This is a genomic window from Streptomyces sp. NPDC050610 (assembly GCF_040654875.1).
Classification (GTDB): domain Bacteria; phylum Actinomycetota; class Actinomycetes; order Streptomycetales; family Streptomycetaceae; genus Streptomyces.
In genome coordinates, this window is record NZ_JBFAIV010000013.1 from 132102 (window position 1) to 147155 (window position 15054).

Annotated in this window: 12 protein-coding genes, 2 tRNA genes and 1 pseudogene; 7 read left to right on the plus strand and 8 right to left on the minus strand. The window is 72.5% G+C overall.

The window, feature by feature from the left end; all coding sequences use genetic code 11:
- Positions 1 to 14: 14 nt before the first annotated feature.
- Positions 15 to 91, minus strand: a tRNA-Pro gene (locus AB0I22_RS18270).
- Positions 92 to 273: 182 nt separating this feature from the next.
- Between AB0I22_RS18270 and AB0I22_RS18275 the strand changes: the two genes are divergently transcribed.
- Positions 274 to 347 (plus strand) — tRNA-Gly (locus tag AB0I22_RS18275).
- Between the two features lie 208 nt (positions 348 to 555).
- Positions 556 to 921 carry an arsenate reductase family protein gene (locus AB0I22_RS18280; RefSeq protein ID WP_363131809.1) on the plus strand — a complete coding sequence of 122 codons (366 nt, stop codon included), beginning with the start codon at positions 556 to 558 and terminating at the stop codon, positions 919 to 921.
- Positions 922 to 939: 18 nt separating this feature from the next.
- Here AB0I22_RS18280 and AB0I22_RS18285 read toward each other — a convergent pair whose 3' ends face one another.
- Complete coding sequence (locus AB0I22_RS18285) at positions 940 to 1134, minus strand: hypothetical protein (RefSeq protein WP_030890073.1); 195 nt, start codon at positions 1132 to 1134, stop codon at positions 940 to 942.
- A gap of 448 nt (positions 1135 to 1582) precedes the next feature.
- On the opposite strand from AB0I22_RS18285, the gene AB0I22_RS18290 reads away from it, so the two are divergent.
- Positions 1583 to 2710: an acyltransferase family protein gene (locus tag AB0I22_RS18290; RefSeq protein ID WP_363131810.1), complete on the plus strand. Its 1128-nt coding sequence runs from the start codon at positions 1583 to 1585 to the stop codon at positions 2708 to 2710.
- Positions 2711 to 2732: 22 nt separating this feature from the next.
- Here AB0I22_RS18290 and AB0I22_RS18295 read toward each other — a convergent pair whose 3' ends face one another.
- The 3 genes from AB0I22_RS18295 to AB0I22_RS18305 are packed head-to-tail and all read right to left on the minus strand — an operon-like array spanning position 2733 to position 6315.
- Positions 2733 to 5309 (minus strand): FtsX-like permease family protein, encoded by a 2577-nt coding sequence (locus AB0I22_RS18295; RefSeq protein WP_363131811.1) that lies wholly within the window; start codon positions 5307 to 5309, stop codon positions 2733 to 2735.
- Positions 5306 to 5476 carry a hypothetical protein gene (locus tag AB0I22_RS18300; RefSeq protein ID WP_363131812.1) on the minus strand — a complete coding sequence of 57 codons (171 nt, stop codon included), beginning with the start codon at positions 5474 to 5476 and terminating at the stop codon, positions 5306 to 5308. The genes AB0I22_RS18295 and AB0I22_RS18300 overlap by 4 nt, the downstream gene beginning before the upstream one ends.
- On the minus strand, positions 5473 to 6315 hold the full coding sequence (locus AB0I22_RS18305; RefSeq protein WP_363131813.1) for an ABC transporter ATP-binding protein: 843 nt from the start codon (positions 6313 to 6315) through the stop codon (positions 5473 to 5475). Before AB0I22_RS18305 ends, AB0I22_RS18300 begins: the two co-directional genes overlap by 4 nt.
- 256 nt (positions 6316 to 6571) lie before the next feature.
- Here AB0I22_RS18305 and AB0I22_RS18310 point away from each other — a divergent pair, with 256 nt between their 5' ends.
- A complete protein-coding gene (locus tag AB0I22_RS18310) occupies positions 6572 to 7765 on the plus strand; it encodes a cation:proton antiporter (protein WP_363131814.1) in 1194 nt (397 codons plus the stop codon).
- 178 nt (positions 7766 to 7943) lie between these two features.
- Here AB0I22_RS18310 and AB0I22_RS18315 read toward each other — a convergent pair whose 3' ends face one another.
- Positions 7944 to 8438: an FBP domain-containing protein gene (locus tag AB0I22_RS18315; protein WP_363131815.1), complete on the minus strand. Its 495-nt coding sequence runs from the start codon at positions 8436 to 8438 to the stop codon at positions 7944 to 7946.
- 154 nt (positions 8439 to 8592) lie between these two features.
- On the opposite strand from AB0I22_RS18315, the gene AB0I22_RS18320 reads away from it, so the two are divergent.
- The 3 genes and pseudogenes from AB0I22_RS18320 (at position 8593) to AB0I22_RS18330 (ending at position 11262) form a co-directional block, all read left to right on the plus strand.
- A complete protein-coding gene (locus AB0I22_RS18320; protein ID WP_363131816.1) occupies positions 8593 to 9156 on the plus strand; it encodes a nitroreductase family protein in 564 nt (187 codons plus the stop codon).
- A gap of 36 nt (positions 9157 to 9192) precedes the next feature.
- Positions 9193 to 9495 (plus strand): annotated as a pseudogene (locus tag AB0I22_RS18325) (ATP-binding cassette domain-containing protein); the annotation flags it as partial.
- Between the two features lie 429 nt (positions 9496 to 9924).
- Positions 9925 to 11262, plus strand: coding sequence for a bifunctional class I SAM-dependent methyltransferase/N-acetyltransferase (locus tag AB0I22_RS18330; protein WP_363131817.1), 1338 nt, complete (start codon positions 9925 to 9927; stop codon positions 11260 to 11262).
- Between the two features lie 73 nt (positions 11263 to 11335).
- Here AB0I22_RS18330 and AB0I22_RS18335 read toward each other — a convergent pair whose 3' ends face one another.
- Both AB0I22_RS18335 and AB0I22_RS18340 read right to left on the minus strand, forming a co-directional pair.
- The gene (locus tag AB0I22_RS18335) at positions 11336 to 12820 is read right to left on the minus strand and encodes a pyridoxal phosphate-dependent aminotransferase (protein ID WP_363131818.1); all 1485 of its coding nucleotides are present in this window, start codon (positions 12818 to 12820) and stop codon (positions 11336 to 11338) included.
- 154 nt (positions 12821 to 12974) lie between these two features.
- Positions 12975 to 14015, minus strand: coding sequence for a MinD/ParA family protein (locus AB0I22_RS18340; RefSeq protein ID WP_363131819.1), 1041 nt, complete (start codon positions 14013 to 14015; stop codon positions 12975 to 12977).
- Positions 14016 to 15054: the final 1039 nt, after the last annotated feature.

Consider the following 15054-nt stretch of genomic DNA (forward strand, 5'->3'; position numbering starts at 1 on the left):
TAATGTGATCTTGCTGGTCGGGGTGGCCGGATTCGAACCGACGACCTTCCGCTCCCAAAGCGGACGCGCTACCAAGCTGCGCCACACCCCGTCGGTGCGACACGTAGGGTACATGCCCGCGGGGGGTGCCGGACGCCGCTTATTCGCGCGGGGGCCGCGGTGGATCACCCCATGCGCGGGGGTGTGTGCGCGCCGGGCCCCGGACCCGCTACGATGCACTGCGTGCCGCACGGTCCTTCACGACCGGCCTCTCCGGAGGGTTCGACGGCGCTCGCGGGCGTAGCTCAATGGTAGAGCCCCAGTCTTCCAAACTGGCTACGCGGGTTCGATTCCCGTCGCCCGCTCCATTCGGTGCCCGGCCCGGTCCGGCGAATTCGTTCGCCGGACCGGGCCGGAGTCGTTCGCGGACGGGTTCCAGGGGTTTGCGAACGGGTTCCAGAGGTTTGCGGACGGGTTTTCGGGCAACCAGGACAGTGTCGGGCGGTGCGCTTCGGCCGGGGCGTGCCGGTGGCGTGAATTGCCGGGACCCGCGGCGCGGCTCATTAGGGTGCGTGTATGGAGATCTGGCTCAATCCCGCGTGCTCGAAGTGCCGTTCGGCGGTGCGGCTGCTCGACGAGGAAGGCGCGGATTACACCGTGCGCCGTTATCTGGAGGACCCGCCGAGCGCGGCGGAGCTGCGGGAGGTGCTGGGGCGGCTCGGGCTGGAGCCGTGGGACATCACGCGCACGCAGGAGGCGGCCGCCAAGGAGCTGGGGCTCGCCGCGTGGCCGCGCGAGGAAGCTCAGCGGGATCGGTGGATCGAGGCGCTGGCCGCGCACCCGAAGCTGATCCAGCGGCCGATCATCACCGCCGACGACGGCAGCGCGGCCGTGGCACGGGACGCGGAGACCGTACGGGATGTGCTCTCCCGGCAGCCGTGAGGGCGGCGCGGCGGCTGGTCAGAACTTGATCCCGTTGACCGTCTCGGCGATGGAGTTGAGGAACCTCTGTATCGACGGGGCCATGCCCGTGGAGGCGAGGAAGAAGCCGAAGAGCATCGCGACGATCGCCGGCCCGGCCTTGAGGGAGCCCCCACGCATGAGCACTACCAGGACGATTGCCAACAGAAGCACCACAGATAGCGAAATGGCCACAACTGATCACACCCTCGGTCGGAATCCGTCACGCCGGCCCGGGAGACATACTGCCCCGCACAGCCCCCGCGGCAACCATGGTGCCACCAACTTGCCCGCTGTTGGAGCCGGGTGACGGAAGGTCGGCCATCCGCGTGTCGCGGTTCCGGATGGCGCGAACCCATGGGCCGTACGGGCACTCATCCATGGGACGGGATTCGGCCGACCTGGCGCATTGACTCAGATCGGCCTGATCATTTCGCTCCGCGAACTATGACGTTCTCGAACACAGCGGGATATTCCTGATACCGAACAACCTGATCTTTTGCCCCTTTTGGGGAGGACGGCCCGGCCCAAAGGGGCCGGAACGGGCGAGATCGAGCCGCCGTGCGGGGAATTGATGAATACCCGGTGAATATCCCTGGACAAAGTTTTACGCATTAGAGGTTTCGCCACTAGGGTGCCTCAGATGTTCCACGCGGCCATGCCTCCCGTACGCACAGTGGACTCGACGCCCGAAAGGCAGAACTCCCCCGCGCCGCCCGCGGCCCCCAAGGCCGGGCAGCGCGACCCCTTCTTCGACAACGCGAAGTACCTGGCGATAGTCCTCGTCGCCATGGGCCACGCGTGGGAGCCCCTCACGCACGGCGGCCGCGCGGCCATGGCGCTCTATATGACCGTCTACGCCTTCCATATGCCGGCCTTCATCCTCATCTCCGGCTATTTCTCCCGGAGTTTCGACTTCAGCCCGGCCAAGCTCAAGCGGCTCATCACCGGCGTGGCCGTGCCGTATGTGATCTTCGAGGTCGCGTACACGCTCTTCCAGCACTGGGCGGACGACTCCCCGCCGGAGGACATCAGCCTCACCAACCCCTGGTATCTGAACTGGTTCCTGGCCGCGCTCTTCATCTGGCGGCTCACCACGCCCATCTGGAAGCTCGTCCGCTGGCCGGTGCCGCTCTCGCTGGTGATCGCGGTGCTCGCCGCCATGTCCCCGCACGTCGGCAGCGACTTCGACATGAAGCGGGTGCTCCAGTTCCTGCCGTTCTTCGTGATAGGGCTGCACCTCAAGCCGGAGCACTTCCAGTTGGTCCGGCGCAGGGCGGTGCGGCTGGCAGCCGTGCCGGTGGCGCTCTGCGCGGTCGCCTTCGCCTACTGGGCCGCGCCCCGGATGAACAGCGCGTGGTTCTACCACAATTCGGCCGTACAGGACCTGGGCGTCCCCATGTGGACGGCGCCCGCCATGGAGCTGGCCCTCTTCGGCTGCGCCATGGTGCTCACGGTCGCCTTCCTCGCCCTGGTACCGCGGCGGCGGACCTGGTTCACGGCGCTCGGCGCGGGGACCCTGTACGGGTATCTGCTGCACGGCTTCGTGATCAAGCTGTCGCGCTGGTGGGGCTGGTACGACGAGCACCCGTGGGTGCGCACTCCGCTGGGCGAGATCGTGGTGACGGCCCTCGCGATCACGATGATCACGCTGCTGTGCTCGCCCCCGGTCCGCAAGGTGTTCCGCTTCGCGATGGAGCCGAAGATGGCCTGGGCCTTCAGGAAGGACGCGGCGGAGTCGGCACGGGCCCGTACCCGCGCCGACTCCTGATCCGGACGCTCGTACCGCCTGCTCAGCGCCTGCGCAGCACCGCGCGGGCGGGCAGCGAAGTCGCCGCGAGGCCCAGCACCACGGCCGCTCCCGCGAAGCTCCCGTAGAGGAGCGGCGGTATATAGGGGCCCGCGCCGGTGAGGCCGTGCATCATCGGTACGAGCGTCGCGAGCGCGATCGCCGTGCCGAGCGCGATTCCGGCGAAGGCCACCAGCAGCGCCTCCCAGCGGACCATGCCGAGCACCTGCCGCCGGGTGGAGCCGATCAGCCGCAGTGTGCCGAGTTCGCGGCGGCGGTCGAAGACGGTCATCACCAGGGTGTTGACGGCTGCGACGGCGGCGAATCCGCCGAGCACCGCGGCCATCAGGGTGTTCGCCCAGGCGGAGACCGCCCGATTCTTGTCCTGCGCCGCCGCGTACCCGGCGCGATCGGTGACCGCGCCGAGCGGCGCGAGCTTCTCCGCCACCTGCCGCGCGTCCGCGCCGCGCGCGTCCCGCACCAGGACATCGCTGTCGAACCCGGCGGTGACGTGCGGCGCGAGGGCCGTACGGGCCATGGTGACCTGGGCGACGCCGAGCCCCCGGCCGTAGGTCGCGACGACCTCCGGGCGGGCCTTCGTGCCGTCCGGCAGGACCAGGGAGATCCGGTCGCCGATCTTCACGTCCGCGCTGGAGGCGAGGTTCGCGTCGATCGCGGCCTTGCCCGGGGCCAGGGCGTCGAGGCTGCCGCCGCGGACGTCGAGGTCCTGGACGGCGCGCAGGTCGGCGCCGGTGCCGCTGACGCCCTGCGTGGAGGCGGTCAGCAGCCCGCCGGTCCCGGAGGACGTGTAGAGCACGCTCGTACGGAGCAGACCGACGGCCGCCTGGACGCCGGGGGCCGCCGCGGCCTTGGCCGCCGTACCGGCCGGCAGGCCGCCGGGCGCGGAGATCACGTGGTCGGCGGTGATGCCGGCGCGCTGCTGCGCCTCGCGGGCGTGGTCCTCACTGGTGTGCATGAACACCAGCGTCGAGGCGAAGGCCATGGCCAGCACGATCGGGGTGATCGCGGAGGCCAGCCGGCGCGAGTTGGCGCGGGAGTTGGCGGAGGCGAGGTGCGCGGCGGCGGGTCCGGCGCGCATCGGCAGGCCGATGAGGGAGGCGCAGAGGCGGGCCACGAGCGGGCCGAGCAGGGCGACGCCGAGCATGAAGAGCATGACGACGCCGGAGGCGGTGTTGGCCGCGTCGTCGCCGGTCAGGGTGGCCGCGAGGATCGCGAGGACGACGCCGCCGACGAGGGCCGCGACGCCGATGGCCGTACGGACGGCGCCGGGGCGGGAGCGTTCCACGGCGGCCTCGCCGAGGGCCTGGCCGGGCTTGAGGCGGGCCGGGCGGCGAGCGGCGGCGGCTCCGGCGCAGAGCGCGGTGAGCAGGCCCACGCCGACGGCGGCGGCGAGCGGGATGCCGGAGACGGCGAGGTGCACGGCGTCCGGGACCGCGCCCTTCTCCTTCAACTGGCCGAACCACCAGCGCGCCAGGGCGATGCCGGGCAGGCAGCCGATCGCTCCGGCGAGGGGCGCGACGAGCAGCGCCTCGGCGGCGATGGAGCGGCGGACCTGGCGCGGGGTGGCCCCGATGGCGCGCAGCAGCGCGAACTCGCGGGCGCGCTGGCCCACGGAGAGGGCGACGGTCCCGGCGGCGGTGAAGATCGCGACCATGGCCGCGATGCCGCCGAACGAGCCGCCGAGCCCGATCAGGACCTCCTTGGCCCCGGCGAGCGCGGGCTGTTCCACGGCGCCGCGGCCGTCGCCGGTGTGCACCTGGGCCGCCTTGCCGGCGGCCTGCTCGACGGAGTGCGCGAGCCGGTCGGCGGAGGTGCCGGCCGTGGGCAGCACGGCGACCGCGTCGATCTTGCCGGGGTGACCGGAGAACCGGATGGCCTGGGTGTCGGTGAGCCAGGCGGTGGGCGCGGCCGTACGGGCCGTACCGGCGACGGTGAAGTCGCGGGCGCCGCCGGGGGTGTTGAGGGTGACGCGGTCGCCGGTCCCGGCGTGCGCGGCGCGGGCGGTGGCCTCGTCGAGGACGACCTGGCCGGTGCGCGGGGCGCTGCCCGTGGCGAGTCCGGCGCCGGTGAAGGCGGCAGAGCCCCAGCCGTGGGCGGTTACGGGGGCGGTGCTCTCGGCGGCCTTGAGGTGCGCGGGGTAGGTGACGTCCGCGATCGCCGCCGAGACGCCGGGGGCCTGCGCGATCTTGTGGGTGAGCGAGGCGTCGAGGCGGGCCGTGTCCGGGAGCGGCTCGGACTCCTTCTCGCGGTCCTCGCCGTGCCCGGTCACGTAGTGCGCCTCCTGGTCGGCGGCGGCCACGACGGGGGTGCCGGCGTACCGCTCGGGCGGCACGGAGGCGCGTAGGCCGGTCTCCAGGAGGATGCCGCAGGCCGAGACGATCATCGCGGCCATCAGGAGGGCGACGAAGGTCCCCACGAAGGACGCGGGTTTGAAGCGGATGGCCGCGCGGGCCAGCCCGTTGGAGGCCGCCTTCTTGGGGGCGTTGGCTTTGGGGGCCCTGGTCTTGGGGGCCTTGGGGGCCTTGGTCTTGGGGGCCTTAGGGGCCTTGGCCGAGGTCATCGGGTCTCTCCCCGCTGAACGAGCGGCCGGGGCGCGGCGGCGTTCCCGGTGCTGGGGGTCTCTTCCCGCCGGACGAGCGGCCGGGCCGCGTCGGCGTACGGGAAGCCGTGGCCCTGCTGGGCGGACGGCCGGCGGGGGCGGGCCCCGGCGGCGTGGCGGAGGATCATGCCGCCGCGCCCTCGAAGGGGCCCGACCGGGCGGTGAGCGAGACCATCCGCCCGGCGATCCGCTCGGCGGAGGCACGGTGGAAGCTGTCGGCGATGGAGCCGTCGGCGAGGAAGAGGACGCGGTCGGACCAGGCGGCGGCGACGGGGTCGTGGGTGACCATGACGACGGTGGCGCCGAGGCCGTCGACGGCGTGCCGGAGCAGGCCGAGCACCTCGGCCGCGGTGCCCGTGTCGAGCGCTCCGGTGGGCTCGTCCGCGAAGACGACGTCCGGGCGGGTGATCAGGGCGCGTGCGATGGCGACGCGCTGCTGCTGGCCGCCGGAGAGCTCGCCGGGGCGGCGGCCGCCCTTGTCGCCGAGCCCCACCTGGGAGAGCACCTCCGCGGCGCGCCGTCGGTCGGCGCGCTCCCCCGCGAGCCGCATCGGGAGGACTACGTTCTGCTCGACGGTCAGCGACGGGAGCAGGTTGAACGACTGGAAGACGAAGCCGAGGCGGCTGCGGCGCAGCTCGGTCAGCTTGTTCTCGTTCATGTCGGTGATCTCGGTGCCGCCGAGCCGTACGGAACCCTCGGACGGGCGGTCGAGCCCGGCCGCGCACTGGAGGAAGGTGGACTTGCCCGAGCCGGAGGGCCCCATCACGGCGGTGAAGCTGCCGCGCGGGAGGGCGAGGTCGAGGGAGCGCAGGGCGTGGACGGCGGATGCCCCGCGGCCGTAGCGGCGGGAGACGCCGCGCAGTTCGACGGCCCAGTCGCCGGTGTTCGCGGTGACATCCGCCGCCGGTGCCGCCGACCCGTCGGCACCGGCGCCGTCGTCACTCTGTCGCTTGCCGCGCAGCCCCATGGCCCCGCCTCTCGTCCCGTGGTTCCCGAACTGTGGTCAACGTCTAGAACCTACGGTCCCGACGCAGGTCGGAGCCATGGCGTCGGCCGGTGGAACGGGGGTGGGGACAGCACCACCAAGAGCGTTGGGCGTAACCACCCCAAAGTCGTTTGGTAAACTAACTACTCACCTTTTCTTGACTCCCCCTTGACCGAATGATCCATCTGTCCGGCCGAACTCTGGAGGAGCCATCGGACACGCAGACACCCTCATCGCCATGGGCGGCGCCTTTCTGGCGGCAGCCGTCCTCGCCCGCGTCGGCGGCCGCATCGGCCTGCCGACCATCCCCCTCTTCATCCTCGCCGGGATTCTCCTCGGCCCACACACGCCCGGCATCGTGCTCGTCGCCGACCCGCACGACCTGGAGATGCTCTCCGCGCTCGGCCTGGTCCTGCTGCTCTTCTACCTCGGGCTCGAATTCCACCTGGACGACCTCAAGACCGGCGGCCGCAAGATGGCCCTGGCGGGCGGCGCGTATCTGGCGCTGAACGTCGGCGCGGGCCTGGTCTTCGGCTTCGCGACCGGCTGGGGCACCTCCGAGGCGCTCGTACTCGCCGGTGTGCTCGGCATCTCCTCGTCCGCGATCGTCACCAAGGTCCTCGTCGACCTCGGCCGGATCGGCAACGGCGAGACCAAGCCGATCCTCGGCATCATCGTGGTCGAGGACATCTTCCTGGCCCTGTACCTCGCCGCCCTCCAGCCGATCCTGTCGGGCGCGGACAGCCTGGCCTCGGCGGCGGGGGACGCGGGCAAGGCGTTCGGCTTCCTGCTGCTGCTCGCGGTCGCGGCCCGCTGGGGCACCCGGCTCATCGGCAAGCTGATACACACCAAGGACGACGAACTGCTCGTCATCTCGTTCCTGGGCGTCGCCGTGTTCGTCGCGGGCGTCTCCGAGTGGTTCGGGGTCGCGGACGCCATCGGCGCGTTCATGGTGGGTCTGATGCTCGGCAGTACGAGCTCGGGCGACCGCATCCGGACGCTGGTGCACCCGCTGCGCGACGCGTTCGGGGCGATCTTCTTCTTCGCGTTCGGGCTCTCGATCGACCCGGGCGACCTGCCGGGCGTGCTCGTGCCGGTGCTGATCGCGGTCGCGGTGACGCTGGTGATGAACGTCGCCGCGGGGCTCGTGGCCGCCCGCCTCTACGGCTTCGGCCCGCAGCCCGCCGCGAACATCTCCACGACCCTGCTGGCGCGCGGCGAGTTCGCGCTGATCCTCGCCACGATGGCCGCCGGGGCGGGGCTCAACCCGCAGCTGTCCCCCTTCATCGCGGGGTACGTGCTCGTCCTGGCCGTACTCGGCCCGCTGGCCGCCGGCCGCTCGGAGTGGCTGGCGCGGCTGCTGCCGGGCGGCCCCGAGGAGCCGCCGGGCGGCGGCGGGGCGCTGTCGTCACCGGCTTCGGAACGGGTGTGAGCGTCGGCCGCCCGGGTCGCCCGGCGGGGCGGCCCCCGGGGTGAGCGTCCGTCGGCCGGGTCGCCCGGCGGGCCTGAGGTGAGTGCCTGGCCGGGTTGCCCGGCGGGCCTGAGGTGAGTGCCCGTCGGCCGGGTCGCCCGGCGGGCCGGTGCGGGCGGCCGACGCACTCGTGCCGGGATCAGCCGGCGAGCTTGTCCAGGAAGGCGAACAGGTTGCCCTCCATGCGCGCGACCTGCTCCGCCTCCGTCAGGGACTCCTCGAAGCGCCCGCCCGCCTGCGGCGTCTTCTTCCCCCGGATGTAGAGGGAGCAGGCGAGGTCGGAGCAGATGTACTCGCCGACCGAGTCGCCCTGCCGCCCGGCCGGGCCGGCCTTGCGGGCCGCCATCAGCGACACGCCGTCGCCGGGGTGCGTGGTCAGGCACAGCGAGCACATGCCGCGGTGGAGCAGGCCGCGCCGCCCGGCGGAGGCGCGCAGGGTGACGCCGACCAGTTCGCCGCCGCGCTCCGCGACGAGGTAGCCGCGGTCGGGTGCTCCGGGATCGCGCCACCCCAGAAAGTCCAGGTCCTCCCAGCGCCGCTCGTCGAGGTCCCGGGGGACCGCCAGCCGCTTGGCCTCTCCCTTGGAGCAATTGACGAACGACGCGCGGATGTCCTGCTCACTTACTGCCCTCATGGCTTGGACGCTAACAGCGCCTATTTCTATTAGGCAAACAATTAAAATGCTTAGGTTTGATGGAGGCCGGGCAGGGCGCGAGCAGCTCTGCGCGGAGAGCCGGCAGGGCGCTGGGCACCTCCCCTCGCGCCCTCCCCCGCACGGAGGATGCGCCATGCACGTACCGCCCGACCCCCTGGCTCCGGCACCGATGCCGCCGACAGCGCTGACGTCGCTGCGGGCGACCCGGTGGTTCACCGACGAACCGGTCCCCGACGAGCGACTGCGCGCGGTACTGGAGGCCGGGCGCTGGACCGGCTCGGCCCGCAACCGGCAGCCCTGGCGGTTCGTGGTGGTCCGCGACCGCGAGATCCGCCGGCAGCTCGCGCGCCTGGGCGCGTACGCGGGTCATCTGGCCGTGGCGCCCGTGGTGATCGCGCTCGGGGTAGAGGAGACGGCGGGAGGCGAGGACGCCCAGTTCGACGCCGGGCGTGCGGCGCAGAACATGATGCTCGCCGCCCATCTCCAGGGGCTGGGCAGTTGCCCCGCGTCCTTCTTCCCCGCCGCGAACGCCGACCGGGCCGGGCCGCTGTGCGGCGTGGAGCCCCCGTGGCGGGTACGCACCGCCATCTCCCTCGGCCACCCCGCCCCGGCGCCGCACGGCAAGTCGGCGATCCCCACCGGGCGCCTGCCGCTGGCCGACTTGGTCACCGAGATTCCCGAGGAGCCCGGCGGCTGACGCGTGTTGGGGAGCGGCGGGACCCGCGACCACGAGATCGTCGAACGCTCTCCGCGCCAAGTGGACATGCACGAATACGCGGACCGGAATTTCCAGACGCTCTCGGGCGGCGAAAAACAACGCGTCATACTCGCACGGGCGCTCTCCCAGGAACCGGCGTTCCTCGTACTCGACGAACCCGCCAACCGCCTCGGCATCAAATACCAGTTGCAGGTCCTCTCGACCGTCGAACGGCTCGGCATCGGGGTGCTCGCGGCGCTGCACGACCTGTCGATGGCGGCGGCCTACTGCGACGAGCTGTACGTACTCAAGAAAGGCGCGGTGGTCACGCACGGGCCGCCGGGCGCGTCCGCTCCGGCCTTCTGCGGCCGGGCACGCTCACTCCGCCTTCCGCGGCCGGACCGCGAGCAGGTATTCCGCGGCCGGGCCGGGAGCACATATTCCTTGGCCGGGCCGCGTGCGAGAGGCCCGTGTTAGCGTGGTCGGTACAGCGACAACCAGGTCGGCTGTGGGACCGGAAGTGGGAGGTGAGTTGATGACTGTCGTAGAGGCCGCTGCCGTGTGCAGTGCCCGCCGGACCATCCTCACGTCCCGGGCCCCGGTCTGACCTGACGCTGATGCCCCCGCTGGAGCCCTGAGGGCTCGCGGGAGACAGCAGTTTTCTCGCCTGTCGGGGCCCCGTTCAAGGGTCTCTACGTTGTCTCGACATTTCTTCCCATTTCACGCTCAGCCGCGCTCCGGCGCCGCCCGGTTCCGGGGGCGCCGACAGTGAACACCGAAAACGGCACACCCGACCGCTCCCCCGGCGCCGACCCGGTGACGGAGGCTTTCTTCGCCCTGCACGACGGCCTGCCCCGGCAGGGCCCCGGCTCGGACGCGACCACGCGCCGCATGCTGGCGGCGGCCGGGCCGCTGCCCGAGCGCCCGCGGGTGCTGGACGCGGGGTGCGGCCCCGGCCGCGCCGCGCTGCTGCTGGCCGAGGAGGCCGGCGCGTACGTGACCGCCGTCGACCTGCACCGGCCGTTCCTGGACACCCTGGCGGCCGAGGCGGCACGCAGGGGCCTGGGCGACCGGATCACGGTCGTCGACCGCTCGATGGACCGGCTTCCGTTCCCCGATCACAGCTTCGACATGATCTGGGCCGAGGGGTCGGTCTACACCGTGGGCTTCGACCGCGCGCTGCGCGCCTGGCGCCGTCTGCTCGCCCCCGGCGGCGTCCTCGTCGTCACCGAGATCGAATGGAGCGTGTCCGCCCCGGCGGCACCGGTACGCGCCTACTGGGACGCGGCGTACCCGCTGCGCACCCATGCCGCGAACACCGAGGCGGCGCGGGCCGCCGGCTACCGCCTCCGCGCACATTGGCCGCTGCCGGAGAGCGACTGGTGGGCGGAGTACTACACCCCGCTCGCTCGGCGGATCGCCCGAGCGGACCCGCGGCGGCCCGGCATGCGGGAGGCGCTCACCGCGCTCCGGGAGGAGATCGCCATGCGGCGCGAGCACGGCGGCGACTACGACTACGCCGCCTACCTCTTCCACCCCCACAGCAACACCCCACACACCTCCACCACCCCTCACACCTCCAAGAACAGGACCACCATGACCACTTGGACCACCCGCCCCGAGACCGCCGACGACATCGCCGCCGTCCGCGCCATCAACCTCGCCGCCTTCCCCGCCGCCGAGGAGGCCGACCTCGTCGACGCCCTGCGCGCCGACCCCGAGGCGTGGATCGACGGCCTGTCCGTGCTCGCCGCCGGCCCCGACGCCGCCCCGGTCGGGCACGCGCTGCTCACGCGGTGCCACGTCGACGGCGCGCCCGCCCTCGCCCTGGCCCCGTGCGCGGTACTCCCCTCGGCCCAGCGCACCGGCGCCGGCTCCGCCGCGATCCGCGCGGCTCTGGACGCCGCGCGGGCCATGGGCGAGAACCTCGTCCTCGTCCTCGGGCACGCCGGCTACTACCCGCGGTTCGGCTTCGTTCCCGCTTCCCGCTTCGGCGTCCGCGCGCCCTTCGAGGTGCCCGACGAGGCGATGATGGCCATGGCCCTCGACGACGGCCGGCCGGTCCCGACCGGCACCATCCAGTACCCCGCTCCCTTCGGCATCTGACCTGCGGGGCATCGCGGTTCCTCCCGGTCCGTCCATGGGACGGGCCGGGGGCCGCCCCGCACCGGGCGGGACGTCAGCGGTCGCCGTTCGACCAGGGGGCGAGGAGGTCGGCGACCCGCTGTACGGACGCGACGACTTCCGCGGTGTCGACGGCCGTATAGCAGAGCCGGAAGAAGCCCGGCTCCGCGCAGGACAGCAACTGCCCCGGAAGCAGCTGCACTTGGGCGTATGTGGCGATATACCAGCGGAGCCACTCCTCCTCGCTGGAGATGTTCGGGAAGAGGATCGGCAAGGCGGCTGTCCCCCGCTTTTCGGCGTCCGCGGCGAACGGCTCCGGTACGCGGTCGGGCTGCGGGAAGTGCGGCCCGATCTCCGGCGGGATCACCGCCGTGCCTTCCGGAGGCAGATAGGTGCGCAGGTCGAGCCAGAAGAACTGCGCCGCGTTCTGCCCTTCGCGGTAGCGGTATGGAATATTGCCGTCGTCGAGGGCCGCGCGGACGTCCTGGAACGCGGCGGTCAGCCAGCCCCGGTACTGCTCCATCAATGCGAGCGGATAACTCTCGCCGCCGCTCGTGGTCTTCAGCATCTTCCCGATGACGAAGTGCTTGAGCGAGTCGAACGGGCTGAACCAGGAGTAGCTGTTCCGCTTGTCCTTGATTCCCTTCATAGCCGCCTGGACCACGGATGACTTGGAAATCACGACTCCGGCCTTGAGCCCCGACATTCCGAAGTCCTTGGCGAATCCCCATACGACGTGTACGCGGTCCCGTGCCTCCGGATTGTGCTTGTACGCGCCCAGCTCCAGTGCGCTGACGAACTCCGGTCCGGCGCCCGTGAGCTGGGAATGGGCGTACATCTCGTCGGAGATGATGTGCATCCCCGTCTCGTTGAGCACCCACCGGTAGACGCTCTCCAGCAGATCCTTTCCGTAGTTGTCGCCCAGCGGGTTGTTGGGGTTGGTGAGGACGAGCAGTTTCGGCGGCTCCGGCTGGGTCCGGTAGACGTGCTGGATGTCCTCCAGCGTGAGATCGAAGTGCTCTTCGCCCAGTTCCCGGAGGTGGACGGGGACGCAGAGCAGCTCGGGCCGCTGCTCGAAACACCAGTTGAAGCCCTGCCAGTAAGGGGCGGGCAGCAGCACCCGGTCCCCGCTGTGCAGAATGCCGCCCTCCCTGAGCGCGAACGCCAGGCATTCCAGGGCGGCCGACACCCCTGAAGTGCCGAAAACGTCCTCGCCGCTGAGGCCCGGAGAGAGCGCCGGGCGCAGCATCGCCGCGATATCGGCGCGGATTTCCGCACTTCCGTACGAGGGGGCGTATTTGACGTCCTGCTGCTCCAGGACGCCGAGCTGTTCGAAGACGTTGTCCCGCAGCGATGGGTAGACCAGGACGTTCTCCGCCGTGGCGAGGTTGGTGACCTCGGGATACAGCTCCTGGTGGACGGCCAGCCGGTGCTCCGGGTCGGCGGCGCCGGCGAGCAGCGCCGTGATCTCCTCAGGGGCACGGTCTCCGTCGCCGTGCCGCGTCGCGGCGGGGTCCTTCGGGTTCACGTTCGCGGTCATCGCGGTCCTCCCTGGACAGGTGGGACTTTCCCGGAAAGCCCCTACCATTCCCCTATCTTTCGGGAAATCGCGGAGGATGAACAGGACACGAACCGGTCGCGTGGCGGCATGGGCGACGGGCGGACGTACAGCCGTGCGGTGACCGGCCGAACGGTCAGCGCGCCCCGCTCACCGCGCGGTTGAGCACTTCGGCGGCGAGCTCGGTGGCGGCCTCGCGGGTGGCCTCGCCGAGCAGGTCCGTACGGATCGGGCCGCCCGCGGCGAGGTGGCGGTCGTACGGCAGCATCAGCACGCGCACGCCCTCCAACTGGAGGTGCGCGCCGGCCGCCGCCACGTCGAGCGCCATGTGCGGGGACGACGCGGCGAGCACAACCACGGTCCCCGGCAGCATCATCGGCCGGGGCAGCGACGCCATCCAGTCCAGTACGGCGCGGGTGCTGGTGACGCCCTCGACGGTGGCCGGCGCGACGAGCACCCGCGCCTGGGCGGCGGCGAGCGCGGTACGGGACAGCTCGCTGGGCAGCGTCTCGCAGTCCACGACCGTGACGCCGAAGTAGCGGCGCAGCGCCACCATCACCGAGCGGTACTCGGCCAGTTCCAGCCGGGTGCCGACCCGGCCCTGGCTGCCGGGCAGCAGCCAGCCGCGGTCGGGCAGTTGGACCAGGTACCCCGTGATGTCGGTGAGCTGCATCGTCGGCTCGATGATCTGCGCGAGGTCCCCGCAGGTCCACCGCACGGCGGGGGCCGCGAGCCGTACCGGCAGCGTGCCGAGCGCCGGATCGGCCTCCAGCATCAGCACCGGGTCCTGCCGGTAGTGCGCGTACGTCCGCCCGAGCAGGGCCGCGACGGTGGTCTTGCCCGCACCGCCGCGGATGCTGGTGACGACGATCTGCCGCCCGGTGGCCACGGGCTGCTGCACCGCCTGGGCGACCCGCGTGGCCTCGGCCACTTCCCGCGCGGCCGATCCCCCGACCATCCGCCGCACCGCCCGCCCGGTCCGCCGGGCAGCGGAATCCCCGCTCCGCGGCCTGCCTTTGACCAGGTCCTCGACCCCCACGGCCGCCGCTCCGCCGCGCCCCCGGCTCGCCTGCGCGATCCGGTCGTACGGCCCCCGCGCCGCCTCCGGCGCGGTACGGGGCCGGGGCGGAACGGCGGGGGCGGCGTACGGAGGTGTTGGGGCGGCGTGCGGAGGCAAGTTGGCGGCGTGCGAAGCACCGGGAGCATGCGGGGGCAGCGGGAAGGCGTGCGGGATCGTGGGCGCTTGCGCCCCTGGGGCGGCGGCGGGAGCCACCGGGGGGCCTGACGGCCCGGTGTTCGCGGGCGCGGGCTCGGGCGCGGCGAAGCCCGCCGCCTGCCCCTGCGGTCGGCCGCCGCCCGAAGCGGCGGACACCGGTGCCTGCGGGGCGGTAACCGGCCTCGTATCCGGCACGGGTCGCCGGTCGGCGGGCGCGGGCGCAGGAACCCGCGCGGGCGGCTCTCCGCCCGGCACGGGCGATTCCACCGGTACGAGGTCCCGGTCGGCCGACTCGCCCCGCACCGGAGACCCAGCCGCAACTGGGGCTCCCCCCGCCCCATCGGCCGAAGTCCCGGCGGAGCCCGCCGCCTGCCCCGGCCGTTGAGTGCCGCCCGAAGCGGCAGAAGTCAGTGCCTGCTGGGCGGTGACCGGCCTCGTATCCGGCACGGGCCCCTGGTCGGCGGGCGCGGGCGCAGGAACCCGCACGGGCGGCTCTCCGCCCGGTACGGGCGATTCCGCCGCTACGGGGTCCGGGTCGGCCGACTCGCTCCGCACCGGAGGCCCGGCTGGAACCGGGGCTCCCCCCGCCCCATCGGCCGAAGTCTTGGCGGAGCCCGCCGCCCGCCCCAGCCGTTGAGCGCCGCCCGAAGCGGCAGAAGTCCGGGACGCCGGAAGGGTGATCGGCGACAGCAATACGGCCAGCGCGACGTCCGGCGCGACGTCCAGTTCGTCGTCCAGCTCGGCGTCCGGCGCGGACTGCTGGTTGTCGCGCGCAACCTCAACGGTCGGCGCAGACGGTTCCCCACCCCGTACGGGCGGCTCGGGCACGGCGGACTCGCCGCGCACCGGCTGCGGCGCCGCCGGATTCGAAGGCACCGCCGGATCCGAAGGCGACGGCAGCACGGGCCCGGCGGGCGGCTCCCCACCTCGTACGAGCGGCTCGGGCGCGCCCCCCGGCAGCACCGACCCCGAAGGCACCGACGTCTCCCTGGGTGCGGGC